Below are 25,780 nucleotides of genomic sequence, written 5' to 3'. Positions count from 1 at the left end.
CGTCGGTACCGGCCCTGTCCGCCTCGACCCGCCGTCACCTGATGGACCGGCCCGGCCCCGACGATGCGAAAGCGCTCAACGACATCATCGACCGATTGCTGTCCGATGAGGACGGACGGTGAACACCCGTTGCCGACCGACGCGCGGCGGCGTGACGCCGGGCCCCGGCATGTCGGTCAGAGCCGTGTCGCGGCGCGGACGAGGCCGGCGACGGCTTGGGACCTGCTGTGCGGTGGCCAGGCGATGACGGTCGTGACGGCCGGTGCGTCGGTACTCGTCCTCGCTCCACGTGCTGATGGCCTGGTAGCCCAGCCGGCCGCCTTCCTCGCGTGTGTCGTGCGAGCGGCGATGAACCTAGGACTCCCTCGCCGCGAACGCAGGACTCCCGGCGACGGTCAGGTGGCGTGCCGACTCCACGTCCGGACAGCCCGCCAGGCGCAGCGCGTTCTCGAACTCGACCCGCAGCACGTCCAGCACCGCGGTCACACCCTGCTCGCCGCCCGCGGCGAGGCCCCACAGCACGGGCCTGCCGACCAGGACCGCCGAGGCACCGAGCGCCAACGCCCGCAGGACGTCCACCCCGCTGCGGACACCGCTGTCCAGCAGCACCGGGCACCGCCCGCCCACCGCGGCGACGACCTCCGGCAGCGCGACCGCGCTCGGCACCGCGCCGTCCAACTGCCGGCCGCCGTGGTTGGACACCACCACGCCCCGCACCCCGAGATCCACGGCCCGGGCCGCGTCCCCGGGGTCGAGCACCCCCTTGAGCACCAGCGGCAGGGTGGTGTGCGCCCGGATCCACTCCAGATCACGCCAGCTCAACGACGGGTCGAACACCGCGCTCGTGTGCCGGGCGATCACCGAGTCGCCGGGCACCCGCTCGCCGACCTCGCCGTCGGTGTTCACCGGCTTGACCCACGAGGGCAGCGCGAACCCGTTGCGCAGGTCCCGCAGCCGTCGCCCGAGCACCGGCACGTCGACCGTCAGCACCACCGCGCGGCACCCCGCCTCCTCGGCACGGCGCAGCAGCTTCACCATCACCTCGCGGTCGCGCAGCCAGTACAGCTGGAACCACGTCGGCCCGCCCGCCGCGGCCACGTCCTCGATCGGGTCGGAGCTGAGCGTGCTCACGACGTACGGCACACCGGCCGCCGCCGCCGCAGCAGCCGCCGCACGCTCGCCACCGTCGTGGATCAACCGCTGGTAGGCCATCGGAGCCACGGCCAGCGGCAGCGTCGACGTGGCGCCGAACAGCTCGCAGCCCGTGTCGCAGGCCGAGACGTCCACCAGCGCCCGCGGCACCACCGCGACCCGGTCCAGCGCGGCCCGGTTCGCGGCCAGCGTGACCTCCTCACCGCTGCCGCCCGCGATGTAGTCCCACACGTCCGGCGCCGACCGCTCGGCGGCCAACCGCTCGACGTCGGCCGTCGACCACACCTCACGCATAAGCCGCCGCCTGCATCGAGTACAGCTCGGCGTACAGGCCGTTCGCGGCCATGAGCTCGTCGTGCGAACCGTGTTCCCGCACGCGTCCGTCGGCCACCACCACGATGAGGTCGGCCATGCGCACGGTGGAGAACCGGTGCGAGACGAGCAACGTGATGGCGCCGGTCCGCCGGCCGACCTCGCGCGCGCCGGCCGCGTACCGCTCGAACAACCGGTGCTCGGCCTGCGCGTCCAGTGCCGAGGTCGGTTCGTCGAGGACCAGCAGCAGCGGCTCGCGGCGCATCATGGCCCGGCCGAGCGCGAGCTTCTGCCACTGCCCGCCGGACAGCTCCACGCCGTCGGCGTAGGTCTTGCCGAGCCGGGTCTCGAGGCCGTCATCGAGGCGGTCCAGGACGTCCTCGGCGCGGGCGCGCCGCAGGGCGTCGTGCACGGCCTCGGTCGAGTCGATCTCGGCCAGCTCGCCGACACCGACGTTCTCGCGGGCGAGCAGCTCGAACCGGGCGAAGTCCTGGAACCCGGTGGCGATGCGAGCGCGCCACCCGTCCACGGGGAAGCGGGTGAAGTCCGTGCCGTCCACCGAGATCGTGCCGGTGGTGACCGGGTAGAACCGGCACAGCAGCTTGATCAGGGTGGTCTTCCCGGCCCCGTTCTCACCGACGAACGCGACCGTGCCGCCCGCGGGCAGGGTGAGGTCGACGTCGGCGATGACCGGGCGGTCCGTGCCCGGGTAGGTGAACGACACACCGCGCAGCTCGATGCCGTCCCGGACGCGCCGGGGCACGTCCCGGTCGGGCGGGGGCGGGGCCTGGCCCGCCACCAGCGCGCGGACCCAGCGCACATTGCCCATGACCCGGCCGGTGCGCTGCATCTCCTGCAACGTGGCCACGGACGAGGTCACCTGCTGGTTCACCTGGGACGCCAAGGTCAGCACGAGCAGGACGTCACCGACGCCGCGGCGCCCGGCCACCGCGTCGCGCAGCACCAGCAGCGTGCCCAGCACGTAGGCCACGGCGAAGAACAGCTCACCGCCGGTGCGCAGCACCACGGCCCGGCGCTCACCGCGCCACAGCAGGTCCGACGCGTCGTCCCAGGCCCGGCGCTGGCGCGAGCGCAGCTCCGACTCCAGCCCGCCGACGCGCAGCTCCTTGGCCGAGGCCGCGTTCGCGACCAGTCCGAAGAGGTGCTTGGCGTGCCGGGACGGCGCCGCCGAGCGCTCGCGCGCGCCGTTGACGATCGACTCGGCCCGCCGCCCGAGCAGCAACGGCGGCACGGCCGCCAGGGGCAGCAGCAACAGCAGCGGGTTGAGCCGCGCCAGCAGGACCGCGGTGATCGAGATCGCCACCAGCAGGCCGAGGCTGTTCAGCAGGCCCTCCATCGAACCCCACCCGGCCCGGTGCAGTTCCTGGCGCAGCACTTGCAGCTTGTCGGCGTACTCGGGGCGCTCGTGGTGCTCCAGCCCGGCCGAGCCGTTGGTCATCTCGATCAGCTCGCGCTCCAGGCGCGGCACGGCGCGGTCGCCCAGTTCGAAGTAGAAGATGTGGGCGAAGTGCCCGGCGGTCAGTGCGGCGATCACCCCCACCACGACCAGCACCGCCGCCGTGGTCGCGCCCCGGACGTCGCCCGCCAGCGCCGAGTCGGTGAGCGCGGCCAGCGCCGGCGCGGCCAACGGCATCGCCGACGCCTGGGCGAGCATGAGCACGACGGCGAGCACCAAGCGGTACCGGCTCTCCTGCCAGGCGATGAGGAACAGCTCCCAGCCACCGCGGACGACCTCGATCACCGGCTGACCCCCTCCACCACCGCGCCGTCGACCGCCGGAGACCTGGTGGTCGTGCCGCCGTCCACCGCGTCGTCGTCCTCGGCGCCATCAGCGTCCAGGCCGTGCGCGAATCGCTTCGCCTGCAAGGTGAACAGGCGCGCGTAGTGACCGCCCGCCGCCATCAGCTCGTCGTGCGAGCCGCGCTCGACGACCTGCCCGCCGTCCACCACCACGATGTGGTCGGCCCGCCGCACGCTGGAGAACCGGTGCGAGATCAGCAGCGAGGTGACCCCGCGCGTCAGCTCCACGAAGCGGTCGAAGAACGCCACCTCCGCCCGGACGTCCAGCGCCGCGGTCGGTTCGTCCAGCACCAGGACCGTGGCGCCCGCCTCCAGCGCGTAGAGCGCCCGTGCGATGGCGATCCGCTGCCACTGCCCGCCGGACAGGTCCGTCCCGCCGGGGTAGGCCCGCGAGAGCGGGGTGTCGAGGCCGTCGGGCAGGGCGAGCAGCGCCTCGGCGATCCCGGCGCGTTCGGCGGCGCGCAGCACCACCGCGCGGTCGACCGGCACGTGCGCCGCCCCCAGCGCGATGTTCTCCGTCGCGGACAGCTCGAAGCGCACGAAGTCCTGGAAGATCACGCCGACCTGACGCCGCCACAGCACCGGGTCGAACTCCGCGATGTCCACCCCGTCCGCGCGCACCGCGCCCGACGTCGGCTCGTAGAGCCGCGCGAGCAGCTTCACCAGCGTGGTCTTCCCCGCGCCGTTGACGCCGACCACGGCCGTGCACCGCCCGGCGGGCAGGTCCAGCTCGATGCCGTCGAGCACGGTGCGGTCCGAACCGGGGTAGTGGAAGCCGACGCGGTCGAACGCGAGCGACGCGGTCGGCGTGCTCGGAGGGACCTCGGCCCGACCCGGCGGGGGCTGACCCCCGTCCAGCTCGTCCAGCCGGTCGCGCAACCGTTGCAGGGCCGTCAACGCCATCATCGCGTACTGGGTGCTGGTGTCCGCTTCGGGGTAGTAGCCGCCCAGCGAGATCGCCAGCACGACCGCCTGCACCCCGAGCGCCAACGCGGTCAGGCCCACCTGCCCGGTGGCGGCGAGCTGGGCGGCGTACACCATCGCGCCACCCGCGAACAGCAGGCCCAACGCCGTCAGCAGCAGGTAAGGCGTGAGGTAGACGCGGCGGCGCGCCCGTTCGAAGGTGTCGCGCACGGCCTCCCACACGGCCGCGTAGCGATCCGCCAGCCAGCCGGTGAGGCCGAACACCCGGATCTCCTTGGCCGCCACGTCGGTCATCGTGAGCTCGTGCAGGTAGCCGATCTCGCGCATCCGGCCGATGAGGTCGCGTCCCACCCGCGAGTACTTGCGCAGCCCGCCGCGCTGGCCGTAGCGGAATGCCAGCACCGCCGCACCGACCCCGAGCCCCGCGGGCCAACCGATCGTCAGCCCGATCGCCACCACCAGGGCCGTCAAGCGGGTGTAGCGGGCGATCAGCGCCACCATGCCGAAGCACGCCTGCCCCGGCGTTCCCCAGTCGCGGTCGAAGGCGCGCACCGCCTCGTTCAGCTCGTCGAGCGTGCGCTGGTCCTCCAGCGGCCCGATGCCGACCGGCCGCAGCATCAACGCCATCGCGTCGTCCCGCAGCGCGCTGTCCACCCGACGCCGCAACTGCTGGCCCAGAGCGTTGTTCACCGGTGTGAGGATCTGGGTGAGCAGGAAGGCGACCGCGGCGAGCAGGAAGATCGCCGTCAGCCGATCCCACGCCGCGCTGCCGACCCCGCCGCCGACCGCTGCGGGCACCTCGCCGAGCAGCATGCTCGTCGCGACCACGAAGGCCACCGGCAGCAGGCCGAGCACGAAGTTGAGCACGCCCAGGAACACGACCAGGGCCACACCCCCGGACGGCAACAGCCGGGCGATCCGCAACCGCGGCCGCACCGCCTCGTCCACCCAGTTCGTCCACGTGGCACGCAACCCGGCCGTCGGGGACTCCGCCGCGGGCGGTGTTCCGGTCGTCATGGCGCTCCCGCGAATCCTTGGGTGGTGCGGTTCGGCGACGATCCTCAACCGGCCGGCCAGGCGCCTCAGGGGCATCCAAGCACGGGGACGCGAACACCTTCAAGAAGGTGATTTCGTGTATCCGCACGGATTCTTGCGCAACTCCTCGCACGTTGCTCCGGTCGGTCCAGGGACTCGGCGACCTCCAACGGGTTCGGCGCGCACGTGCGGCCGAACGTGCCGAGAAACCGTAGTGCCGGTGCGAAGTCCACTCCTTTGCACCGTCCCGGAAGGCTACGGTCGTCGCGCGACAGGCGGCGTTGGACGGACGGGATGAGGTCGAGGCGAATGCCCACTGGTGGCTTCTCGTCGAAAGGGCTGGCTCGGGTGCGGGAGCTGCTGGAGCGCCACGTCGAGTCCGGCGCCGTGCCCGGTGCGGTGGCCGTGCTCGGCCGCCACGGCGAGGTGCACGTCGAAGCGACGGGCACCATCGCCTTCGAGGGCGAAGGCTCGGCGACCCCGATGGCGGCAGACACGATCTGCCGCACCGCTTCGATGACCAAACCGCTCGTCGCCGCGTGCGCGATGACCCTCGTCGACGACGGCACCCTGCACCTCGACGACCCGGTCGACGACCTCCTCCCGGAGCTGGCGGACATGACCGTGCTGGTCGACCTCCACGCGCCGCTGGACGACACCGTCCCGGCGCGACGCCGGATCACGCTGCGGGACCTGCTGGCGTACACCTGTGGCATCGGGATGTTCCCGACCAAGCCGGGCAGGATTCCGATCGTCGACGCGCTGAACGCACTCGACTACTCGTCGCCGGACGCGTTCATGCGGGGGCTGGGCTCGCTCCCGCTCGCCTACCAGCCGGGCGAGCGCTGGATGTACGACACCGCCTCCAACGTGATCGGCGTGCTCATCGCCAGGGCGACCGGCCTGTCCTTCGGAGACGCCCTCCGCGAGCGGATGTGCGGTCCACTCGGGATGAAGGACACCGCCTTCAGCGTGCCCGCCGAGGACGTCGACCGGTTGGCGACGGCGTACCAACGCGACAACGTCGCCACCGGCGAGCCGGTCGTGGACGACGGCCCCGACGGGCGGTGGAGCCGACCGCCGAAGTTCGAATCGGGTGGTGGCGGCCTGGTCTCGACCGCTCAGGACTACTTCGCCTTCGCCCTGGCCCTGCTGGCCGGCGGTTCCCACCGAGGACGGCAGGTGTTCTCCCGATCGTCGGTCGCGCTGATGACCAGTGACCAGCTGACCTCGGAGCAGAGGGCGGCTTCCGGTTTCTGGCCGGGGTTCTTCAGCGGGATGGGGTGGGGGTTCGGGATGTCGGTCCTGACCAGTCCGAGCGGGCTCGGCCTGTCGGTCGGCAGCTACGGGTGGTCCGGCTTCTACGGCACCGCCTGGTACAACGATCCCGTCCAGGACTTGGCGGCGGTCTTCTTCATGCAGCGGGGGCACACGGGTGACCAGAGGTTGCCGATATGGCACGACTTCTGGACCACCGTCTACGAGGCGATCGACGACTGACCGCGGGATCAACGCCCGGTGCCGGTGGCGAGCGGTGCGGGCCAGGCGGCGGGGTCCGCCGGGTCGGCCGGCGCGGTGGGGCACAGGACGTAGTGGCGCGGTGCGAGGGCGTTGAGGCGGTCCGGTAGCGCGGCCAGACACCGGGCATGGGCCTGTTCGGGTGTCCGCACGGCGTCGGTCGCGGTCAGGTAGGCGACCAGGTCCCGGCCGTCGACCGAGCCGAAGACGCGGGTCGTCGACGGCGCCAACGCCTCGTCCAGCAGCCGTTGCACCTCGGCGAGGTCGACCCAGCACGAGTCGACCAGCACCCAGTCCGACGTGCGGCTGATGGGGTCCAGGCCGGTGACCTCGCGGACGCGCGAGGCGTCGAGGTCACCCGAGGCCGCGCCGACCAGCAGGCGCTCGACGGCCAGCAACAACGACTCCATCTCGGACCGGGGCACCAGCCCGGTGTCCGCGCTCCACAGGTCGAGCCGGACCCGGCCGTCCACCTCCTCCAGGCCGAACCGCACCGGTGTCCCGTTGTGGGGCACCGGACGCCACCGCAGCTCGGTCTGCCGCAGCGCGGCGGTGATCTCCTCCGGCCGGTGCTTGACGCCCGCGGTGACCCCCGACCACGACTCGGGCACGAGGCTGTTGAACAACGGGTCGTAGAGGAAGTGCATGCCCCGCTCGTGCTGGATCCGCTCGTCCGCCGCGCCGCGCTCGACGCCGTCGTACCTCGAGTGCCTGCTCGCCTCCAGCACCGCGGCCCACGTGTGCTTGACCAGCGCGTCGAAGCTCCGGTCGCCGACCTCGACGGCGACGAGGTTGCCCTGCGCCAGGGAACCGACGAAGTCGACGAGGTGGCGCTCGAAGCGGTTGCTCGCCAGTGACGGGAACACCAGCTCGCGGTAGCCGGTGCGCCGCGCCAGCACCGCGCACGTCGCGGCGAGCACGACGGAGGACCGGCTGCACCGCGTGCGCGCCGCCACCTGTCGCACCGCCATCGCGGCGGCCGGCGACGACAGCTCCACCGCCAGCGAGTCGCCCGACGGCGTGGCCCCCGGCAGCGCGAGCAGGCAGCGCGGCTGCCGCCGAGCCAGCTCGCGGACGTAGTCGTTCGCCGCCCGGACCCGACGCCGCTCGACGGGCGTGGCCTCCAGCTCGGCCTGGTCCAGCGGCTGGTGGCGGGGCCCGCCGACCTGTCGGCGGTCCGGGTGCGCGAGCATCTCGGCGAACTCGCGCTTGAGCACCTCGATGGAGCCGTGGTCGACGGCCAGGTGCGAGAACCCCGCGACGCACGCGATGACCGCGCCGTGCTCGTCGGTGGCCACCGCCATCCGCATCATGGTGGACGCCGTGTCACGCCGTTCCCGCAGCCACGCCAGCAGCCGCACGGCCACCGCCGGGCGGTCCCGAGGCCCCCACGGTCCCTCGCCCAGGGCGCACACGTGGAGCGTGAACACGCCGGTCGCCGCGACCACCTGACGCGGGTCCTCGCCCCGGACGTAGGTGGTCCGCAGGGATTCGTGCCTGGCCACCAGCACGGCGGCCGCCTCGGCCACGTCGTCCACGGACCTCCCCTCGGGCACGGGCAGTTCGACGCGCAGGAACGCGGCGATGTGGTCGGCGTCGTCCTGCAACCACTGCAGGGTGTTGAGCTGGCCGAGGGTGACGGGCCCCTCGACCGCGCGCGACCCCGTGGCGGTGACCTGGATGGCGTCGACGGGCGTGAGCCGCACGCGCCGCCTGCGCCGACCGGTGTCGATCGAGGTGCTCATCCCGGTCACCCGATCAGCCCGCGCAGCGCACCGGCCAGGTCCCCGCCCGGCGGCGTGTGCTCGCGCGTCACCGCGGCCGGCCAGTCCGCGAACGCCGGGCGGTCGTGCGAGGGGCTGAGGACGACGTCGAGCGGACCGGGGTACGGCCGGGGCTCCCAGTCGCGGACCGCGTCCTCGTTCGCCTGCCACACGCGCGCCGAACGCCGGACGAACTCCGGGGTCGCGTCCGACGGCACGAGGTCGAGTTCCTTCCACCGGTCCAGGACCGCGACCGGGTCACCGGGCGGCTGGTCGAAGCGGGGGCCGACGTCCAGCAGCTCGGCGTCGACCAGGGCCAGCAGCCGCACCTCGGCGCCGTCCTCGACGAGCCGGGCCGCCATCTCGTGGGCGACCGAAGCGCCGGTCGAACAGCCGCCGAGCAGGTAGGGGCCGTCGGGCCACGCCGCGCGGACGGCCTCGACGTAGGTGTGCGCCAGGGTCCGCACCGAGGCGACCGGGTCGACGTCCGAGTGGAGCCCGGCCGCCTGGAGCCCGAACACGGTGAAGTCCTCGCCCATCGCCTGGGCCAGCTCGGCGTACGGGCCGACCTGTCCGTTGGCCGGGTGGACCAGGAACAACGGGGGAGCGGTCCCGTCGCCGCGCTGGATCAGGACCAGGGGATCGGCCAGCTGTTCGTTGTGGTCGCGCAGTCGGGCGGCCAGGCTCTCCACGGTGGGGTGCTCGGTCATCGCGTTCAGCGGCAGCCGCACGCCCAGTTCCTCGAGGACGGCGTTGACGACCCGCGCCGCGTCCAGGGAGTTGCCGCCCAGCTCGAAGAAGTTCTCCCGGATGCCGACCGCGAACCCGATGACCTCCTGCCACTGCCGGGCCAGCCACAGCTCCACCGGGTCGCGCGGGTGCCGGTAGCCGGTGTCGAGCACGTCGTCCGCGGTCGGGTTCATGGGGTGGGTGCACCGCCTTCGTGATCGGCGGCGAGCCGCCAGCGCTGGATCTTCCCTGCCGCGGAGCGGGGGAGTCGGTCGACGAACGTGAAGTGCTTCGGGATCTTGTACCCGGTCAGCCGCCGGCCGCAGTGCGCGGCGAGGTCGGCCTTGCGGACGGTCGCCTCGGGGCGCAGCACCACCTGCACGCCGACCACCGACCCGAGGGTCCGGTGCGGCACTGCCAGCGCCACGGCGTCGACCACCGCGGGGTGGGCCAGCAACGCGGCCTCGACCTCGGTCGGGTCGACCTTCTCGCCGCCGACGTTGATCGTGCCGTGGTCGCGGGGTTCGAGGTAGAGGTAGCCGTCGCGGTCGAGCCTGCCCCGGTCGCCCACCGTGGCGAACCCGTCCGGGGTGGTGCGGACGACCTGGTCGTTGACGTAGTCGGACCGGCTCACCCGCTGCGGGGTGCGCATGAACACGGTGCCGGCCTCGCCCGGCGGGACCGGTGCGCCGCTGTCGTCCAGGACGCGGAGCTGGGTCAGGACACCGCGCCCGACCGTGCCCGGCCGGGCCAGCCACTCGTCACCGCGGGCCAACGTCACGCCGATGCCCTCGGTCGCGCCGTACAGCTCGAAGACCCGCTCGGGCCCCAGCAGGTCGATCCACCCGCGCTTGGTGTCGGGGTCGCAGGAGGCCGCGGTGTGCAGGAGCGCGCGCAGGCTGTCGAAAGCCGACGGGTCCGCGTCGGCGAGCATCAGGATCTCGCGCATGTGCGTCGGTGTCAGCTGCACCCACTCGACGCGGTGCCGCCGCACCAGGTCGACGGTCCACTGCGCGGCGAAGAACCGCTGCAGCACCACGGTGTTCAGGTCCAGCAGCGCGTCGACGAACGCGGTGAACGGCGCCGCGTGGTACAGCGGACCGACGATGAGCTGCCGCTGGCCGGTCCGCCAGCCGGTCTGCCGGATCACCAGCGACGGCGTCCGCGCGGGGTCGTAGCGCAGCGGTCCCGGTCGCGCCGAGATCTTCGGCACGCCGGTGCTCGCCCCGGTGGCCAGCAGGTAGGCCGCCGCACCGTCCCGGGTGGACGGCGGCGTGGCCGGCACGATCGCCGGCCCCGGCCGGTTCGCGCCGTCCAGCACGTGCACGTGCCCGTACCTGCGGCCGAGCAGCCCGAGCAGGACGTCCCGCTCGGCCGCGGGGGTGGCGGGGTTCAGCGGGAAGACGGGCACCTCGGCCGCGAGCGCCGCCGCGATGCCGGTCGCCGCGCCCAGGGTGTTGGCCGCTTCCACGACCACGCACGACGGCACGTCCGGGTCGAGCGCCGCCCGCAGCGCGGCCACCGCCTCCTGCACCGACTCGGCGAGTTCCCCCCACGACAGGGTGCGCGCGGTCAGGTCGGCGTCGAACCCGATCAGGGCCGTCCGGCCGGGTTCGGCGCGGGCGATGTCGGCGATCCGCCGGTGCACGGGGAGGGTCATCGCTACCGCAGCATCTCGGCCAGCCGCCGGACGCTGGACGCGCTCATGAACTCGTACACGTCCAGCGGCCGGTCGAACTCCGCTTCGAGCGCGGCGATGATGCCGAGCGCGGACAGCGAATCGCCGCCCAGCTCCAGGAAGTCGTCGGTCGCGCCGACCGGCCGCACGTCCATCTGCGCCGACCAGATCGCCGCCACCCGCCGCTCGACGTCGTCGCGCGGGTCCTCGAACAGGGTGCACCGGCCGTCGGCGACGGCCGCCGCCAGCTGCCCGGCGTCCACTGCGCCGTCCGCCGCGGGGAGCCGGTCCACGACGAGCACACCGCCCAGCCCGCAGTCCTCGCCCAGCTGTCGGCGCACGTGGTTGCGCAGCACGGGCCCGCTCAGGTACTCGGTCAGCTCGACGGCGGCGACCGTGACGTCACGCCCGTCGTGGCGCACGACGGCGACCTCGGCCCGGCTCACACCGGGGTGCGCGGACAGGACGTCGGCTATCTCGGCCACGTTCACCACGGGCGCTCTCCTATCAGCAGTTCGGCGACGAGGTCGTGCACCGCGGGCTCGCGCAGCAGGTCGGCGTGGTCGAAGTCCAGCGCGAGGAGCCGGGCGCCGTCCACGGGAGGCTCCTGGTCCTTCGAGGACACGAACAACGGCGTCCCGGAGCGCGTGTCGAACCGGCCCTGGGCGGCCAGCAGCATGTAGTCCACGTAGGCGGTGAACCCGCCGGTGAGCTGCTGCCGGAAGAACTGGTTGAGCGACAGCCGGGCGGCGACCTCGCCCATCAACGCGTCGTACCGGTCGACCAGGGCGGTGGCGATGCGGAGCAGGTCGTCCGGGTGCGCCTCGACGAGCTCGTCCGCCAGGGCGCGCGCGCCCTCCAGCTCCTCGTCGGTCAGGTGGTCCGCGGAGGTTTCGAGGGTGGACGTGAACTGGTGGCCCAACGATCCCGCCGTGGTCACCACCGCGTCGAAGAGCAGGGTCACCGGCGCGGGGGCGGACTTCGCGACGGCGTCGGCGACGCAGGTCGCCAGCGACGACCCGGCGCAGAACCCCAGCACCGCGCGCACCGGGCGGCCGGTCGCCGTCACCTCCGCCACCCAGCGGTCGACGCACGCGTCGAGCGGCCCCGAGCCCGGCTGGGCGATGTGCAGGAAGCAGGCGTCCACCGCGACACCGGACGCCAGGTCCGCGAACCCGGCCGCGGCCCGTCCACCGGGGAAGTCCAGGCACAGCACGAGGTCCGGTCCGCGATCGGACAGCTGTCGCCAGTGCGTCAGTTCCACGGCCCGACCTCCCGGGTGTCCACGGCCGCCGTCAGCGCCCGGTAGTCGACCTTGCCGCCGGGCGTCTGGGGCAGGCGGTCGACGTGGCGGACCGCCACGTGCCGGCTCGGCACCCCCAACGCCTCGGCCAATCGTCGTCGTTGCTGCTCGTGCACGTCCGGGTCGCCCGCGCCGAACAGGTACACCACGTCGTCCTCGCCGCAGACCACGGCGGACGGGTGGTCGGACCGCTCGACCACGCGCTCCAGGTCGTCCAGGCTCGTGCGGACGCCGAGCACCTTGGCGATCCGCTTGGTGCGGCCGGTCAGGTAGAGGTAGCCGTCGCGCAGGTACCCGAGGTCGCCTGTGTCCAGGACGTCCACCTCGGCTCCCCGGCCGAGGTCGTCGCGGTCGGTCGCGTAGCCGAGCATCACGCCCGGACCGCGGTAGTGCACGGCGCCCTCGCCGGGTGCGGCCCGGTCGTGCGCTTCGGTGGGCACGATGGTGATGACGCCGCCCGGCACCGCCGTGCCGACCGAGCCGAGGCGGTCCGGGAGGGCGGCCGGGTCGAGGCACGTGATCCGCGAGGTGGCCTCGGTCTGGCCGTACATGGGGAAGAACCGGCCCTGCCGCCGCTCCATCATCCGCACCATCCGCATCGTCAGCTCGTCACCGAGGCGTGCGCCCGACTGGGTCATCGTGCGGATCGCGGTGCGTTCCAGCAGGTTCACGTGCGCCGGGCCGAACGCCGCGTAGGTCGTCGGCACGGCGGCGAACGAGGTGGCGCCCGCCCGGATGACGTGGTCCCACATCGCCAGCGACAACGGCGACCGGTCGGTCAGCACGATGCTCGCACCCGCACTCAGGTGGCTGTTCACCACCGATAACCCATAGGCATGGGTAATGGGCAACGTGGTCGGCGCGCGTTCCGCGGCCGTGACGCCCAACGCGCGGACGATGGCGGCGGCGTTGTCGGCCACCGCGTCGTACGACAGCCGCACCGCTTTGGGGCTCCCCGTCGTTCCGGAAGTCGACAACAGCACCGCCGTGTCGGGGAAGATGTCACCCGCCGGTTGCGCCGAAAGTGTGCGGAAGACGTGCGAACCTCCCACCTCTCCGGCGGGCGCGTAACCGAGGGCGGCCAGATCCGACCCGCCACCGGGCCCCGGCACGACGAATTCCGGGTGGTACTTCGAAAGTATTTCGGACGAGGCGGGCAGGAATGCGACCGTGTGGCCGAGCCGCAGCGCGGCCAGGTAGGTCAACAGCGTGGGCAGGTCACGATCTCCCGCGCACAGCACCAACGCCTTGGTGTCGTGGCGCAGTGCGCGCTCGGACTCGCCGACGAGCGCGGCCAAGTCGCCGTACGACAGCGTCTCCCCGCCGACGAGGTGGACGGCAGGGGACTGCGGCGACGCTTCTCCGCGCGTCACGAGATCCAGCATCGCCGAGGGCATGGCGCACATTCTGCGGCTGTTCCGAACCGTGGTCCATAGCCCGTATTCGGTTGCGGGCCGGTGCTTGACGGGTTCGACCCCGGTGGTGCAGATTCCCGTTGACCTCCCGGAGAGGGGAAGTGCCGCCATGAATTCTGAGATCCGCCAGTTCCTTTTCGAGTCCTTGACGGTGATGAAGTACAGCACCGCCGACATGGACGACGACACGGTGCTCGGCCCGGCAGGCGCCGACCTCGAGTCGCTGGCCCTGGCCGAGCTCTCGCTGCGGGTGGAGGACCACTTCGGCGTGCGGTTCGACGAGGACGAGGCTGAGCGGTTCGCCGCCATGACGGTCGGCGAGTTCTGCGCCGAGGTGGCCCGGCGCGCGCAGACCGCCACGGCGACGTGAGCGTGAGCGTCGCCGTGACGGGGATCGGGCTGGTCAGCCCGGTCGGCACGGTGGTCGAGGAGGTCTTCGGGGCGGTGTGCGCCGGTCGGTCCGCGATCGTGCGCCCGCCGGAGGACCACCCGCTGCACGGCGTGCTCGACGCGGCCGCCATCGGGCCGGTCATCGACCCGGAAAGCGTTCTGCCACCGAGGGAAGCGCGGGTCGTGGACCGCTCGATCGTGATGGCCGTGCGAGCCGCGGACGACGCCTTGGCCGACGCCGGGATCGAGATCGGCCGCGACGTCGACCCGTACCGCGTCGCGGTCGTGCTGTCCGGGGTCGGTGGGCTCGCCACGCTCGCGGAGCAGGCCGTGGAGCGGTCCCGGCGCGGCCGGCTGGGCGTGAGCCCGTTGCTGCTGCCCGGTGTGCTGCCCAACATGGCCGCGGCGCGGGTCGCCATCAAGTTCGGCATCCGGGGGTACACGTCGTCCTCCGGCACGGCCTGCGCCGCCGGTGGGCAGTCCATCGGCGAGGCCATGCGCATCCTCCGGGCGGGCGAAGCGGACGCGGTGGTGTGCGGGTGCACCGAGGCGCCGCTGTTCCCCACGTTCGCCGACGCCTTCGGCAACGCGCTCGCCCTCGCCCGCGGCTGGACCGACCCGACCACCGCGAGCCGCCCGTTCGACCGGCGCCGCAACGGTTTCGTGCTCGGCGAAGGCGCCGGTGTGCTCGTGCTGGAACGGGCCGACTTCGCGCGGGCGCGCGGTGCGGCGGTGCACGCCGAGGTGCTCGGTTGGGGCGCGACGAGTGACGCGCACCACCCGACCACGCCCCGGCCCGACGGTTCCAGCGCGGCGGAGAGCATGCGGAGGGCACTTCGGGATTCCGGACTGTCCACAGGCGACATCGACTACCTCAACGCGCACGGCACGGGCACGAAGGCGGGCGATTCCGCCGAGGCCGCCGCGATCCGGGGCGTGTTCGGCGCCGCCATGCCCCCGGTCAGCTCGACCAAGGGGGTCACCGGGCACATGCTCGGCGCGTCCGGTGTGGTCGAAGCGGCGATCGGCATCGTGGCCATGCGCAAGGGACTGCTCCCACCGACCCACAACCTGGACGACCCCGACCCGGCCTGCGACCTCAACCACGTCCGCGGTGAGGCGCTGCCCGCCGCGGTGAACGCGGTCATGTCCAACTCGTTCGGCTTCGGTGGCCACAACGTGAGCGTGATCTTCGGGAGTGCCGATGGGTGAACGGATCGTCCACTCCCGCGTCACCGTGCCGTTCTCCGGTCCCGGCGCGGGCACCGCACCGCTGTCCTGGGGTCAGAAGACCATCCTCCAGGACATGCGCAACAGCGACTGGACCTACAACATCAGCGGCGCGCACTACCTCCCGGAGGGCCTCACGGTCGCCGACGTCGCCGAACGCCTGAGCCGGCTGATGGGCAAGCACTCCGCCCTGCGGACGCGGTTCGGCACCGACGACGAGGGCAACCCGTGCCAGGTGGTGCACGGGTCCGGGGAGATCGACCTGGAGGTCATGACCGTCGCCGACCACCTCGACCGCACCGACGCCGTCGACCACGGCAACCGGTTGTGGCTCAAGTGGATGGCGGCACCGCTGGAGGAGCACACCCCATGGCCGCTGCGCATGGGCGTGATGCAGTACCGGGGTGAGGCCGTGTACCTGGTGCTCACCCTCGGCCACCTGGTCGTCGACGGCGTGGGCGGGTTGCTGCTCATGACCGACCTCGACCTGGGCGAGCTGGTCGGCCGCCCGGTGGACCCGGACGCGGTCCGGCTCGCCGACCTCGCCCGCCGGGAGGCGACGCCGGAGCTGCGGCGGGTCAGCGACCGGGCGATGCGCTACTGGGAGACCCACCTCCGCTCGCTGCCGCCGCTGACGTTCGGCGGGTCGGGTGCGCCCGACTACGAGGCGGGACGGCGGTGCCGCAACGTGCGGTTCCAGTCACGGGCCGCCTACCTGGCCGTGGTCGAGATCGCCCGGCGGACCCGCACGGACACCGGACGGGTGCTGCTCGCGGTGATCGCCACCGCGATCGCCCGGACCACCGGCGTCAACCCGCTGACCCTGCACGTGGCCGCCGGCAACCGGTACCGGCCGGGGTTGGCCGACGTCATCGGCTCGGTGGTGCAGAACGCGGTGCTCACCCTCGACCTCGACGGCACGGTCGACGACGTGCTCGCGCAGGCGCGCCAGGCCACGACCGCGGCCCTGATGAACTCCTACTACGACCCCGACCAGCTGGCGGAGCTGGCCGCGCGCCTGGACGCCGAACGCGGCTACCCGGCCCGGATCACCTGCCGCATCAACGATCGGCGGTTCAGCACCAGGGCCAGGGCCGACGCGGTGGCCGAGGCCGCGCGCCCCACCGAGGACGAGATCAGGGCGAGTACGGCCGAGACGCACCTCAAGTGGCACAAGTTCGTCTACCGGTGGACCGACCAGCTGTTCGTCAACATCGAGGACCACCCGGACACCGTGTACCTCCAGGTGGTCAGCGACACCGAGGTCTTCCCCGCCGAGCAGGTGGAAGCGATGCTGCACCTCGTGGAGGAGGTGGCCATCGAGGCCGCGTTCCGGCCGGACGTGCCGGCCGGCGCACGACCCCGACCGGCCGCAACCGGCACCGGACCGGGGTAGTGGCGATCCGGGCGAACCCCGCCACACCCCGTTCGCGGTCCACTGAGGACTAGTCGGGCGCGACCACGGCGAAGCAGAGGTAGCGCAGTTCCCGGTCGTAGTCGCCCACCAGCACCGCGCCCTCGCGCGGACCGGCCAGGTGCCACCACACCCCCGTCGTGGGCTGCCCGGCCGGCGCGCGGGTGTGGTCGGGGCTGTCGGGCCACGCGGCGGCGAGCGAGTCGCTGAGCACGACCCGTGCGCCGGGGTGGCCGGCCGACAGCTCGGCCACCCCCAGGCGGGCCAGCTCCGGCACGGCCTCCGGCCCCACGTCGGGGTACTGGCGGACCTCGGTCGCCCGGGTGCCCGCCTCCTCCTCGTAGAGCAGGGCAACGCCCTGGTGCGCCACCGGTGTCGCCGCCGCCGACTCGTAGGGCAGCGCGGCTTGTTCCACCACGACCAGCAGCGCCCGCCGCACGCCGTAGTCGCGGATGACGCGCAGACCGGTGAACGGCGAGGCGCTGCCCTGGTCGCAGACGGCGAACGACGTCGGCGTGCCGGGGCAGACGTGGCTCAGGTAGGTCGCGGTCGCCCGGCCCGGCCACACGTCGTGGATCGAGAACGCCAGCACCAGCAGGTCGACCGGTTCCGCCGCGGGGACGACCTCGGCCACCAACGCCCGCGCCATCTCGCCGTAGGACTGGCCGGACAGGTCGGTGACGGGTCCGGCGCCGAAGGGCCGGACCAGGTCCGCGAAGTAGTCGGTCACCTGCGCGCGGTGGTCGTCGTCGGCGAGGACGTCGGCGTTCCCGGCGAACGCCCTGCGCCCGGCGCGGACCAGGCGCATCACCAGGGCCGGCTGTGGCCGGCGATGAACGTGGCCAGCTCGCCCACGGTCAGCAGCTCGTCCGGGCGCATCCGCTCCACGTCGATCTGGATGCCGAGCTGCTCCTCGACCTCCAGCAGCAGCTCCAAGCCCAGCGACGAGCTGACGCCCAGCTCGTCTGCCATGTGCATGTCCTCGGTGATGGGTCCCTCGCGCTCGACCAGCCGCTTGAGGACGGTGGTCATGGCCTGGACCACGCAGTTCCGCAAGGCGATGTCGAGCTGGGCGTCGGGTGCGGTCATGTCGGCCTCCTGGAAGGACGTGGGATCAGTGCTGGAACACCATCGCGGAGAAGGTCGCCCCGGCTCCGGCGCCGACGGTCGCGACGAGGTAGTGGTCGCCCTCGCGGAGCAGGCCGCGCTCCCGGGCCGTGCGGTAGTTGGCGAACGCGTCGGTGCAGAACAGGTGGCCGTTGTCGGGCACGTTCGACAGCAGCACGCGCTGCACCGGGTAACCCATGAGCGTGCACAGCCGTTGCCAGGTGACGACGTTCACGTTGTGCGGCAGGACCAACCGGATGTCGTCCAGGGCCAGTCCCGCGTCGGCGACCGCCCGGTTGATCACCTCGGCCAGCGACGGCCGGTACTGGCGCTGGAACTCGTCCTCGCGGTCGCCGAACTCGCCGTCGAACTCGCCGCGTTGCGCGCACACGAAGGACAGCATCCGGTCGCGCCGCCCGTTGGCGCTCACCAGGCACGCGGACGCGCCCTCGCCGAACAGCGACGTGCCCGGCAGCAGCCGCGCGTGGCGGGTGAACGCCTTCTCGCCGGTCAGCACCAACGCCAAGGCGTCTTCATCCGGATCACGGGCCAGCAGCCGGCCGGCCAGCTCGACCGCCAGCAGCCCGCTCGCGCAACTCTGCTGCGTGACGGTGAAAGCCAGCGCGTGACCGAGCCCCAGCCGACGGCAGACGTCGTGCAGCGGGTTGTGCGGGTACGGCACGACGACCGGCATCGCCCGGCCGTGGACGACGTACCGGACGCGGTGCTCCTGGCCGCGCAGCTCGGCGAGCCCTTCGACGGCGGCGCGCAACAACCCGGCGGGCGACCGGTCCGGGTCGAACCGGACCTGGTCGAGCCCGTGGAACCGGCGGAAGAGCCTGACCTGGATGTCGGTCAGGCCGAGCGGCTCGGCCAAGTCCTCGAGGGGAACGCGAAAAGCCGGTGTGTACACCGACACCGCGTCGAGAGCGGTCACACTTCGGGATCCCACCACGTCGTTCCCGGGAACGTCAATGTGTGCCACGATGTTGCGGTGTCGCGGTTTCTGCTGGTCGTGCTGCCGCTGCAAGGCCACCTCTACCCCATGCTCGCGATCGGGCAGGAACTCGCCCGCGCGGGTCACGACGTCGTGTGGTGCGGTCCGGAGAACGTGCTGCGCCCGCTGGTCGGTCCGGATGCGACGGTGCACCCCACCGGCACCCGTGCCTACCGCCGCTACGACATGACGGGCATGGCCGGGGTGCGGGCGATGTGGGACGGGTACCTGATCCCGTTCACCCGCTTCACCCTCGGCCCCGTCGACGAGGCGGTGCTGGAGCACAAGCCCGATGTCGTCGTCACCGAGCAGTACGCGCTGGCCGGCGCGTTGGTGGCGCACCGGCACGGCGTGCCGTGGGCGACCCTGTGCACGGGCACGCTGGAGCTGACGCCGCCCGAGGACCTCGTCGGGTTCGACGACTACCTGGCCGACAAGATGGCGCAGGCGGTGGCGATGGCGGGCCTGTCCGCTGAGCCGATCGACCCCCGGTTCTCGCCGCACCTGGTGATCGCCCTGATGACGCCCGGGCTCGTGGGTGACGCCGCGCTGCCGGACCGCTGCGTGCTCACCGGCGCGGCGCTGGGCGCCAGGCCGAACGCGCCCGAATTCCCCTGGCACCTCTGGGAGCCCGACCGCAGGCACGTGCTGGTCACGGTCGGCACGCTGGTCGGCCACATGATCGGGGACTTCTACGACCGCGCCGCGGCCGTGCTCGCACCCATGGCGGACGACGTGCAGGCGATCTTCGTGACCTCCGGCGTGGCCGCGGAGTCCTTCCCGGCCAACGCCATCACCGCCGAGCTGGTGCCGATGCTCGACCTGATGCCGAAGCTGGACGCGGTGGTGTGCCACGCCGGCGGCGCCGTCAACGAAGCGCTCACCTTCGGGGTCCCGATGGTCGTCGCGCCGGTCCGGGCCGAGCAGGTGGCGCTGGCGCGGCAGGTCGCCCGGTCGGGCGCCGGCATCGAGGTGTCCATCCTCGACGTCACGGTGGCCGAACTGGACGCCGCGGTGCGGGCGGTGCTCGACGAGCCGGACTACCGGCGCCACGCCCGCCGGATCGGGGCGGAGTTCGCCGCCGCCGGTGGAGCGGCGGCGGCTGCCGCCCACCTGGTCGGGTTGGCGTCCGGCACGTGACCACACGCGAGCGGGAGGACGGTCCGGTGGACGGGTCCAGGGTGAAGGCGCTCCCGGCGGCCGAGGAGTTCGCCTGGGCGAGGCAGCGGCGGGCCGACATCCGCCGCGCGGGCGGCGTCCTCGACCTGGTGCTGCCGCTGCGGGAGGGCGGTGCCGGCCCGGCGCTGTTCTGCGCGCCACCGCTGATCGGTGCGAGCTGGTGCTACCTCGCGCTGCTGCCGCACCTCGCGCCCGAGCACCCGGTGTACGGCCTGCAACTGCGCGGGCTGCGCAGGCCCGAACCGCTGCCGGTCGACCTGGCCGAGGTGGCGCGGGACTTCGCCGACCGGATCAGGCTGGTCCAGCCACAGGGCCCGTACCACCTGTTCGGGTGGTCGATCGGCGGCAACGTGGCGCACGCGATCGCCGAGGAACTGGAGCGGCGCGGCCACGAGGTCGGCCTGCTCGTCCTCGGCGACACGATGCCCGGCCTGCCGAACAGCCTCAGCGTGGCCGACGACAACCTGTGGCTGGTGTGCGACTTCGTGCTCCGCGAGTTCGGCTACCAGCCGGTGGTCGAGCCGGACGACCCCGACCCGGCGCTACGCCTGCTGGAAGTCGTCCGCGGCAGGCCGGGGTTGGGCTTGCACGACTGGCCGGATCGCCAACTGCTCGCCCTGCCGCACGTGATCAGGAACAACCTCGCGGTGGCACAACGCCACCGCCCCGGTCGGGTCCGCGGCCCGGTGCTGTTCGTGTCCGCCACCGAGGACGAGCGGACCACCGGGGCGAAGGTGGGCTCGTGGGACGACTGCGTGAGCGGACCGGTCGACGTGGTCGAAGTGGACTGCCTGCACGAGCACATGCTGCTGCCGGCGCCGGTCGCGCGGATCGGCGCGGCGATCACGGCCCGGCTCGCCGGGAACCCGAAGTCGCCCGCACCGACCACGAACACGTCCGAAAGCCCGATTGCCACAGGAGAACCGCGAACCTAGTCTCGGATCACACGCCCGCGCCCGCGGTCGCCAGGTTCACGAGACCGGCGATCGGCGCCGCAGTCCGCGAAGCGCCACACCCACAACCCCCACCGCCACCGATGCGGGAACCCGACTTGGTCGTGCCCGTTCGGTGGTCCATTGTTCTTTCGCGAACCGGGAGGTCTGATGAGTCGGGCGAACCTGCGCGCCGAGCTGGCGCAGGACATGCGGGTCGGCGCGGGCAACGTGCTGCCCATGCTGCTGGAGCACGGCGCCGACCCGGACACCCCGCGGATGACCTTCGACGTCGAGGTGGACGGCATACCCGCCTGGACGCCGCTGTCGCTGCGCGACCTGACCGAACGTGTCGCGGCGCGCGCGGACTGGTTCGCCCGCAAGGGGATCGGCCGACGCGACCCCGTCGCGGTGTTCGTCACGTCGGCGGCCGACGTGTTCCTGAACTTCTTCGCGCTCAACCACCTCGGCGCGATCCCGGCGCTGATGAACGGGAACATGCCCATCGAGGTCGCCGCGGAGTTCGTCCGCCGGCTGCGCGGCGTCGGCGTGGTGGTCGACGACGACCACGCGGCGCTGCGGGACCACGACCTAGGAGTGCCGGTCCTGGGCGACGCGGCGGAGACCGGCACCGGCGATCCCGCCCAGGCGCCCCCGCCTCACCGCCACCACGCCGACGACCCGGTGGCGATCACGCACTCGTCGGGCACCACCCGGATGCCGACGCCGGTCGTGCACTCGCACCACTCCCTGTTCGCCGCGGTGCGCGCGGTGCGGCTCACCGAAGCCAGGCCGCACGGGCGGGTGCGCGAGCTGTCCGTGCTGCCGGCCGCGCACGCCGCGGGGATCATCGTGGTGAACCAAGCCCTGTGCAACGGGTACGAGCTGCTGTGCCTGTCCGGGCAGGGCGGGCCGTTCGAGCACAGCGGCGAGGTGGTCCTGGACGCCATCGAGCGGTGGCGGCCGACCGGGGTGTTCGGTTTCGCGGTCACCTGGGCGGAACTGGCCCGGTTCGACCTGACCCGGCGCGACCTGAGCTCGGTGCGCAACTGGTCCAGCACCGGCGACTGCGCGCACGAGGCGCACATCCGCAAGCTCGTCGCGGTCGGCAGCCACCCCGTGTGGACGCCGGACGGCGTGGTCGACGTGCCGGGCTCGAAGTTCATCGACACGCTCGGGTCGACCGAGATGGGCCACGCCGCGTTCGCCATCAGCCACCGGCTGGGCAGCGACCGCTACGACCGCTGCGTCGGCAAGCCGTACCCGTTCGCGGAGGTGGCGCTGCTGGACGTGGCGACGGGCGAGGAGGTGCCGGTCGGCGAGGTCGGTCAGTGCGGGCTCAGGTCGCCGACGCTCGCGCCCGGCTACTGGAACGACTCCACCGCCACCTACCGCAACCGCCTCAACGGCTACTACCTCACCGGCGACCTGATGTACCGGGACGAGGAGGGCTACTACTACCACCTCGACCGGGCCAACGACGCGGTCGACCTCGGCGACGGGAACTGGCTCTACACCGCGTTGACCGAGGAGCGCATCCTGGCCCGGTGCCCGGACGTCCGCGACTGCACGGTCCTCGCGACCGGGCGGGAGGACGGCCCACCGATCACCGATGTGCTGCTGGTGCTGCACGAAGGCGCCGATCCGGCGCTGGACCGGGGTGACGAGGTCCGCGCCGCGGTCGGCGAGGCGGTGGCGCGGACGGTGCGCCGGGTCGACGTCGTGCCCGACGCGCAGCTGACGGTTGGGCCGACCGGGAAGGTGCGCAAGTTCCTCATGCGGCAACGGGTCCTGGCGGACACGCCACACGGGAGGTAGTTCGTGCGGTATCCGCTGTCGTTCGCGCAGGCGCACGCGCTGTCCCTGCCCGAGCCCCTGTCCCACGCGACCTGGCTGGACGGTCCGGTCGATCCCGTCGCGCTGCAACGGGCGATGGACGTCGTGGTCGCGCGGCACCCGATGCTCCGGACGAGCGTCACCGCCTCCGGCGAGCAGGCCGTCTCGGAGCACGGGCGCGTGGTGGTCGAGCACGTCGTCCTGCCCGACGACGTGCGGCGGGCCGAGTCGACGGCCGCGGCGCTGGTCGAGCGGCCGTTCGACCTGTCCCGCGCACCCCTGCTGAGAGCCTCGGCGATCGAGGTCGGCTCCGACCGGTGGCTGTTCGTGCTGGTGGCGCACCGGGTCATCGCCGACGCCTCCGCACTGGCGGTGCTGGTCGACGACCTGTCCACTGTGTACCGCGAAGGACTGGGCGCGCTGCCGCTGTCGTGGATGGACTACGGGGACTACGCCGTGTGGCAGCGCGAGCGGTTGAGCGGCGAGGAGTTGGCGCGTCAGCTGGAGCACTGGCGCGAGGTGTTGCGCGAGGTGCCCGAACCCCTGCGGCTCCCCGCCGGACACCGCGCCACGCGGATGACGGCCGAGGTCGATCCGGCGGCGGTCCGACGACTGGTCGACGCGGCGGAGGGCGTGGGAGCCACGCTGTCCGCGGCGTTCCTCGCCGGGTACGCCGTGGTGCTGTCCCGGTACGCCCGGCGGGACGACCTCGTGGTCGAGGTCCCGGTGAGCGGGCGGGTGCGGGTGGAGCTGGAGCCGATCGCGGGTCCGTTCGCCGACGCGGTCCCGGTCCGGGTGTCGTTGGCGGGTGCACCGGCGTTCGGTGACCTGCTCGTCCGGGTGCGGGACGCCGTGGAGCACGCGGTGTCGCACGACGAAGTCCCGCTGCCGAAGCTCGCCGCGGAACTGGGGGTCGACCTCTCCGCCGCGCCGCGGTTCACCTTCGGGCCGCCGGCCGCGCCGGTGCCGGACTTCCCCGGCGTGACCGTGCGCGGCCACGTCGTCCTTTCGGGTACCGCCGAAGCCGACCTCGACCTGCGTGCGGAACAGAACGGCGCCCTGACCTTGGCGCACCGCACCGACCCGAGCTTCGCCCGCTGGGTGCTGCGGTCGGTGGTGGCCGTGCTGGAGCACGCCGCCGCGGACACCGCGGTGGCCGAGCTGTCGGTGCCCGCCCCCGAGGAGGACTGGTCCGCGGTGACCGGGCCGTCGCCGAACGGCACGGCCAAGCCCGTCGCGGCGGAGCCGGCGCCCGAGGCGGACGACGACCCGGTGCCGTCACGTGACCGGATCGAGGAGACCATGGCCGGGATCTGGGCCGAGCTCCTGCGCACCACCGAGCCGATCGGCCCGCACGACAACCTGTTCAGCCGCGGCAGCGGGTCGTTGACCGCGGTCCGGTTCGCCGCCCGCGTCGCCGACCTCTACGGCGTCACCCTGCCCATGGACCGCATCGTCACCTCGCCCACGATCGCGGCCCTCGCCGAGGTCGTGTCGGCCGAACTCGCTCCCGACCCGCCCGACGACGCCCGCGACGCCGCGCTGGCCGACCTCTCCGACGACGAGCTGGACGACCTGCTGCGCGCCGTCGTGGCCGCTCGTGACCGCCGCCGGACCCCCGGGGGAGATCTCCGGTGAGCCCACCGCCGGTCACCGCGGAGAACGTCGCCGACCTGACCACCGGGACGTTGTTCGGCGCGCTGGAGGATCCGGCGCTCAACTCGATGAATTTCCTCAACGAGGTCGCGATGCACTATCCGGACGCGATACCGCTGGCGGCCGGCAGGCCGAGCGAGGAGTTCTTCGACCTGGCGGACGTGCACCGATATCTGCACGAGTTCTGCCGCTATCTCGCGGACGAGCGCGGGCACACCGAAGAACAGGTGCGGCGCACCGTATTGCAGTACGGTCGGACCAAGGGGATCATCCACGAACTGGTCGCGGAAAACCTGCGGCTGGATGAGGGCATCGCGATCGACCCGGAATCGGTGGTGGTCACCGCGGGGTGCCAGGAGGCGATGTTCCTCGTGCTGCGCGCGCTGCGCGCCGACGAGCGCGACGTCCTGCTGGCGGTGTCGCCGACGTACGTCGGGCTGACCGGCGCGGCACGGCTGGTCGACCTGCCCGTGCGCCCGGTGCGCACCGGCCCGCGCGGGATCGACCTCGACGACCTGGTCGCCGTGATCCGGCGCGAGCGCGCCGCCGGTCGCCGGCCGCGCGCGTGCTACCTGGTGCCGGACTTCGCCAACCCGTCGGGGCTGAGCCTGGACCTGGCGACCAGGCGGCGGCTGCTGGAGGTGGCCGCCGCCGAGGACGTCCTGCTGATCGAGGACAACCCCTACGGGCTGTTCCACGGCGACTCGGACCGGATACCCACGCTCAAGGCCGTGGACGAGGGTCGGCGGGTCGTCTACCTGGGCTCGTTCGCCAAGTCCGTGCTGCCCGGCGCACGGGTGGGCTACGTGGTCGCCGACCAGCGGGTGGCCGGCGCCGACGGCACGGTCGGCCTGTTCGCGGACCAGCTCTCCAAGATCAAGAGCATGCTGACGGTGAACACGTCGCCGATCGCGCAGGCAGTGGTGGGCGGCAAGCTGCTGGCGCACGGCTGCCGCCTCACCGCGGCGACCGCGCCGGAGCGGCGGCTCTACGACCGGAACCTGCGCCACCTCGTGGCCGGGCTGGCCGAGCGCTTCCCGCCCGGGACGCACGTCACCTGGACCGTGCCGACCGGTGGGTTCTTCGTCGTGGTCACCGTCCCGTTCCCGGTCGACGACGCGCTCCTGGAACGCTCCGCCCGCGACTACGGCGTGTTGTGGACTCCAATGGGGCATTTCTACGACGACAGTTCGGAAGTCCGCGCGCTCCGCCTTTCCTGCAGTGTCGTTCCGGTCGACGGGATCGATCGCGGCCTCGATCGGCTGGCCGCATTGATCAATGACCGGCTCGGTCGATCGGAAAACCTGATTCGTCACGGCCGATTGGCCGATGGTGCGGCGGGTGAACCCTGACGTACGATTCGGCTCACTCGGCCCCCGGTTGAGCCGC

At 72.8% G+C, this 25,780-nt stretch carries 21 protein-coding genes and 1 pseudogene; 9 read left to right on the top strand and 13 right to left on the bottom strand.

Annotated features, from left to right (window positions below; translation table 11 throughout):
* Positions 1-176: 176 nt before the first annotated feature.
* From ACIQMJ_RS08700 to ACIQMJ_RS08685, 4 genes and pseudogenes are all read right to left on the bottom strand, one after another.
* A pseudogene (locus ACIQMJ_RS08700) lies at positions 177-269 on the bottom strand (LysR family transcriptional regulator); the annotation flags it as partial.
* Positions 270-354: 85 nt separating this feature from the next.
* Positions 355-1,446 (bottom strand): alpha-hydroxy acid oxidase, encoded by a 1,092-nt coding sequence (locus ACIQMJ_RS08695; RefSeq protein WP_499760335.1) that lies wholly within the window; start codon positions 1,444-1,446, stop codon positions 355-357.
* On the bottom strand, positions 1,439-3,226 hold the full coding sequence (locus tag ACIQMJ_RS08690) for an ABC transporter ATP-binding protein (RefSeq protein WP_499760334.1): 1,788 nt from the start codon (positions 3,224-3,226) through the stop codon (positions 1,439-1,441). Before ACIQMJ_RS08690 ends, ACIQMJ_RS08695 begins: the two co-directional genes overlap by 8 nt.
* Positions 3,223-5,226, bottom strand: coding sequence for an ABC transporter ATP-binding protein (locus ACIQMJ_RS08685; RefSeq protein WP_499760333.1), 2,004 nt, complete (start codon positions 5,224-5,226; stop codon positions 3,223-3,225). The genes ACIQMJ_RS08690 and ACIQMJ_RS08685 overlap by 4 nt, the downstream gene beginning before the upstream one ends.
* A gap of 327 nt (positions 5,227-5,553) precedes the next feature.
* Here ACIQMJ_RS08685 and ACIQMJ_RS08680 point away from each other — a divergent pair, with 327 nt between their 5' ends.
* Entirely contained in the window at positions 5,554-6,744 is a 1,191-nt protein-coding gene (locus tag ACIQMJ_RS08680; protein WP_499760332.1) for a serine hydrolase domain-containing protein, read from the top strand.
* Between the two features lie 8 nt (positions 6,745-6,752).
* On the opposite strand, the gene ACIQMJ_RS08675 is transcribed toward ACIQMJ_RS08680, so the two are convergent.
* The 6 genes from ACIQMJ_RS08675 to ACIQMJ_RS08650 are packed head-to-tail and all read right to left on the bottom strand — an operon-like array spanning position 6,753 to position 13,608.
* Complete coding sequence (locus ACIQMJ_RS08675; protein ID WP_499760331.1) at positions 6,753-8,507, bottom strand: condensation domain-containing protein; 1,755 nt, start codon at positions 8,505-8,507, stop codon at positions 6,753-6,755.
* Positions 8,508-8,512: 5 nt separating this feature from the next.
* Positions 8,513-9,448 (bottom strand): thioesterase domain-containing protein, encoded by a 936-nt coding sequence (locus ACIQMJ_RS08670; protein WP_499760330.1) that lies wholly within the window; start codon positions 9,446-9,448, stop codon positions 8,513-8,515.
* Positions 9,445-10,914, bottom strand: coding sequence for an AMP-binding protein (locus tag ACIQMJ_RS08665; protein ID WP_499760329.1), 1,470 nt, complete (start codon positions 10,912-10,914; stop codon positions 9,445-9,447). The genes ACIQMJ_RS08670 and ACIQMJ_RS08665 overlap by 4 nt, the downstream gene beginning before the upstream one ends.
* 2 nt (positions 10,915-10,916) lie before the next feature.
* Complete coding sequence (locus ACIQMJ_RS08660) at positions 10,917-11,426, bottom strand: phosphopantetheine-binding protein (RefSeq protein WP_499760328.1); 510 nt, start codon at positions 11,424-11,426, stop codon at positions 10,917-10,919.
* Positions 11,420-12,196: a hypothetical protein gene (locus ACIQMJ_RS08655; protein ID WP_499760327.1), complete on the bottom strand. Its 777-nt coding sequence runs from the start codon at positions 12,194-12,196 to the stop codon at positions 11,420-11,422. The genes ACIQMJ_RS08660 and ACIQMJ_RS08655 overlap by 7 nt, the downstream gene beginning before the upstream one ends.
* Positions 12,187-13,608: an AMP-binding protein gene (locus tag ACIQMJ_RS08650; protein ID WP_499760326.1), complete on the bottom strand. Its 1,422-nt coding sequence runs from the start codon at positions 13,606-13,608 to the stop codon at positions 12,187-12,189. The genes ACIQMJ_RS08655 and ACIQMJ_RS08650 overlap by 10 nt, the downstream gene beginning before the upstream one ends.
* A 151-nt stretch (positions 13,609-13,759) precedes the next feature.
* On the opposite strand from ACIQMJ_RS08650, the gene ACIQMJ_RS08645 reads away from it, so the two are divergent.
* The 3 genes from ACIQMJ_RS08645 to ACIQMJ_RS08635 are packed head-to-tail and all read left to right on the top strand — an operon-like array spanning position 13,760 to position 16,666.
* Positions 13,760-14,020 carry a phosphopantetheine-binding protein gene (locus ACIQMJ_RS08645; protein ID WP_499760325.1) on the top strand — a complete coding sequence of 87 codons (261 nt, stop codon included), beginning with the start codon at positions 13,760-13,762 and terminating at the stop codon, positions 14,018-14,020.
* Between the two features lie 2 nt (positions 14,021-14,022).
* A complete protein-coding gene (locus ACIQMJ_RS08640) occupies positions 14,023-15,252 on the top strand; it encodes a beta-ketoacyl-[acyl-carrier-protein] synthase family protein (protein ID WP_499760324.1) in 1,230 nt (409 codons plus the stop codon).
* Complete coding sequence (locus ACIQMJ_RS08635) at positions 15,245-16,666, top strand: condensation domain-containing protein (protein ID WP_499760323.1); 1,422 nt, start codon at positions 15,245-15,247, stop codon at positions 16,664-16,666. Before ACIQMJ_RS08640 ends, ACIQMJ_RS08635 begins: the two co-directional genes overlap by 8 nt.
* Before the next feature lie 49 nt (positions 16,667-16,715).
* Here the strand turns inward: ACIQMJ_RS08635 and ACIQMJ_RS08630 are convergent, their stop codons facing one another.
* From ACIQMJ_RS08630 to ACIQMJ_RS08620, 3 genes are read right to left on the bottom strand one after another with little or no spacing between them, the layout of a single operon-like run.
* The gene (locus tag ACIQMJ_RS08630) at positions 16,716-17,495 is read right to left on the bottom strand and encodes a hypothetical protein (RefSeq protein WP_499760322.1); all 780 of its coding nucleotides are present in this window, start codon (positions 17,493-17,495) and stop codon (positions 16,716-16,718) included.
* On the bottom strand, positions 17,492-17,773 hold the full coding sequence (locus tag ACIQMJ_RS08625; protein ID WP_499760321.1) for a phosphopantetheine-binding protein: 282 nt from the start codon (positions 17,771-17,773) through the stop codon (positions 17,492-17,494). The genes ACIQMJ_RS08630 and ACIQMJ_RS08625 overlap by 4 nt, the downstream gene beginning before the upstream one ends.
* 25 nt (positions 17,774-17,798) lie before the next feature.
* Entirely contained in the window at positions 17,799-18,668 is an 870-nt protein-coding gene (locus ACIQMJ_RS08620; RefSeq protein ID WP_499760320.1) for a 3-oxoacyl-[acyl-carrier-protein] synthase III C-terminal domain-containing protein, read from the bottom strand.
* 117 nt (positions 18,669-18,785) lie between these two features.
* Here ACIQMJ_RS08620 and ACIQMJ_RS08615 point away from each other — a divergent pair, with 117 nt between their 5' ends.
* From ACIQMJ_RS08615 to ACIQMJ_RS08595, 5 genes are all read left to right on the top strand, one after another.
* Positions 18,786-19,928: a glycosyltransferase gene (locus ACIQMJ_RS08615; protein ID WP_499760319.1), complete on the top strand. Its 1,143-nt coding sequence runs from the start codon at positions 18,786-18,788 to the stop codon at positions 19,926-19,928.
* Entirely contained in the window at positions 19,925-20,902 is a 978-nt protein-coding gene (locus ACIQMJ_RS08610; RefSeq protein ID WP_499760318.1) for an alpha/beta fold hydrolase, read from the top strand. The genes ACIQMJ_RS08615 and ACIQMJ_RS08610 overlap by 4 nt, the downstream gene beginning before the upstream one ends.
* 168 nt (positions 20,903-21,070) lie before the next feature.
* Complete coding sequence (locus ACIQMJ_RS08605) at positions 21,071-22,717, top strand: class I adenylate-forming enzyme family protein (RefSeq protein WP_499760317.1); 1,647 nt, start codon at positions 21,071-21,073, stop codon at positions 22,715-22,717.
* A gap of 3 nt (positions 22,718-22,720) precedes the next feature.
* Entirely contained in the window at positions 22,721-24,373 is a 1,653-nt protein-coding gene (locus tag ACIQMJ_RS08600) for a condensation domain-containing protein (protein WP_499760316.1), read from the top strand.
* 50 nt (positions 24,374-24,423) lie between these two features.
* Positions 24,424-25,743 (top strand): aminotransferase-like domain-containing protein, encoded by a 1,320-nt coding sequence (locus ACIQMJ_RS08595; protein WP_499760315.1) that lies wholly within the window; start codon positions 24,424-24,426, stop codon positions 25,741-25,743.
* The last annotated feature ends 37 nt before the right edge of the window (positions 25,744-25,780 follow it).

Source organism: Actinosynnema sp. NPDC091369 (assembly GCF_044757065.1).
GTDB lineage: Bacteria > Actinomycetota > Actinomycetes > Mycobacteriales > Pseudonocardiaceae > Actinosynnema.
This window is presented reverse-complemented; position numbering and strand designations above follow the sequence as displayed.

Bases quoted from the DNA above. Each gene is read 5' to 3' on its own strand.
- ACIQMJ_RS08695 (WP_499760335.1), bottom strand. From the start codon at position 1,446: ATGCGTGAGGTGTGGTCGACGGCCGACGTCGAGCGGTTGGCCGCCGAG.
- ACIQMJ_RS08685 (WP_499760333.1), bottom strand. From the start codon at position 5,226: ATGACGACCGGAACACCGCCCGCGGCGGAGTCCCCGACGGCCGGGTTG.
- ACIQMJ_RS08680 (WP_499760332.1), top strand. From the start codon at position 5,554: ATGCCCACTGGTGGCTTCTCGTCGAAAGGGCTGGCTCGGGTGCGGGAG.
- ACIQMJ_RS08675 (WP_499760331.1), bottom strand. From the start codon at position 8,507: ATGAGCACCTCGATCGACACCGGTCGGCGCAGGCGGCGCGTGCGGCTC.
- ACIQMJ_RS08670 (WP_499760330.1), bottom strand. From the start codon at position 9,448: ATGAACCCGACCGCGGACGACGTGCTCGACACCGGCTACCGGCACCCG.
- ACIQMJ_RS08665 (WP_499760329.1), bottom strand. From the start codon at position 10,914: ATGACCCTCCCCGTGCACCGGCGGATCGCCGACATCGCCCGCGCCGAA.
- ACIQMJ_RS08645 (WP_499760325.1), top strand. From the start codon at position 13,760: ATGAATTCTGAGATCCGCCAGTTCCTTTTCGAGTCCTTGACGGTGATG.
- ACIQMJ_RS08635 (WP_499760323.1), top strand. From the start codon at position 15,245: ATGGGTGAACGGATCGTCCACTCCCGCGTCACCGTGCCGTTCTCCGGT.
- ACIQMJ_RS08625 (WP_499760321.1), bottom strand. From the start codon at position 17,773: ATGACCGCACCCGACGCCCAGCTCGACATCGCCTTGCGGAACTGCGTG.
- ACIQMJ_RS08605 (WP_499760317.1), top strand. From the start codon at position 21,071: ATGAGTCGGGCGAACCTGCGCGCCGAGCTGGCGCAGGACATGCGGGTC.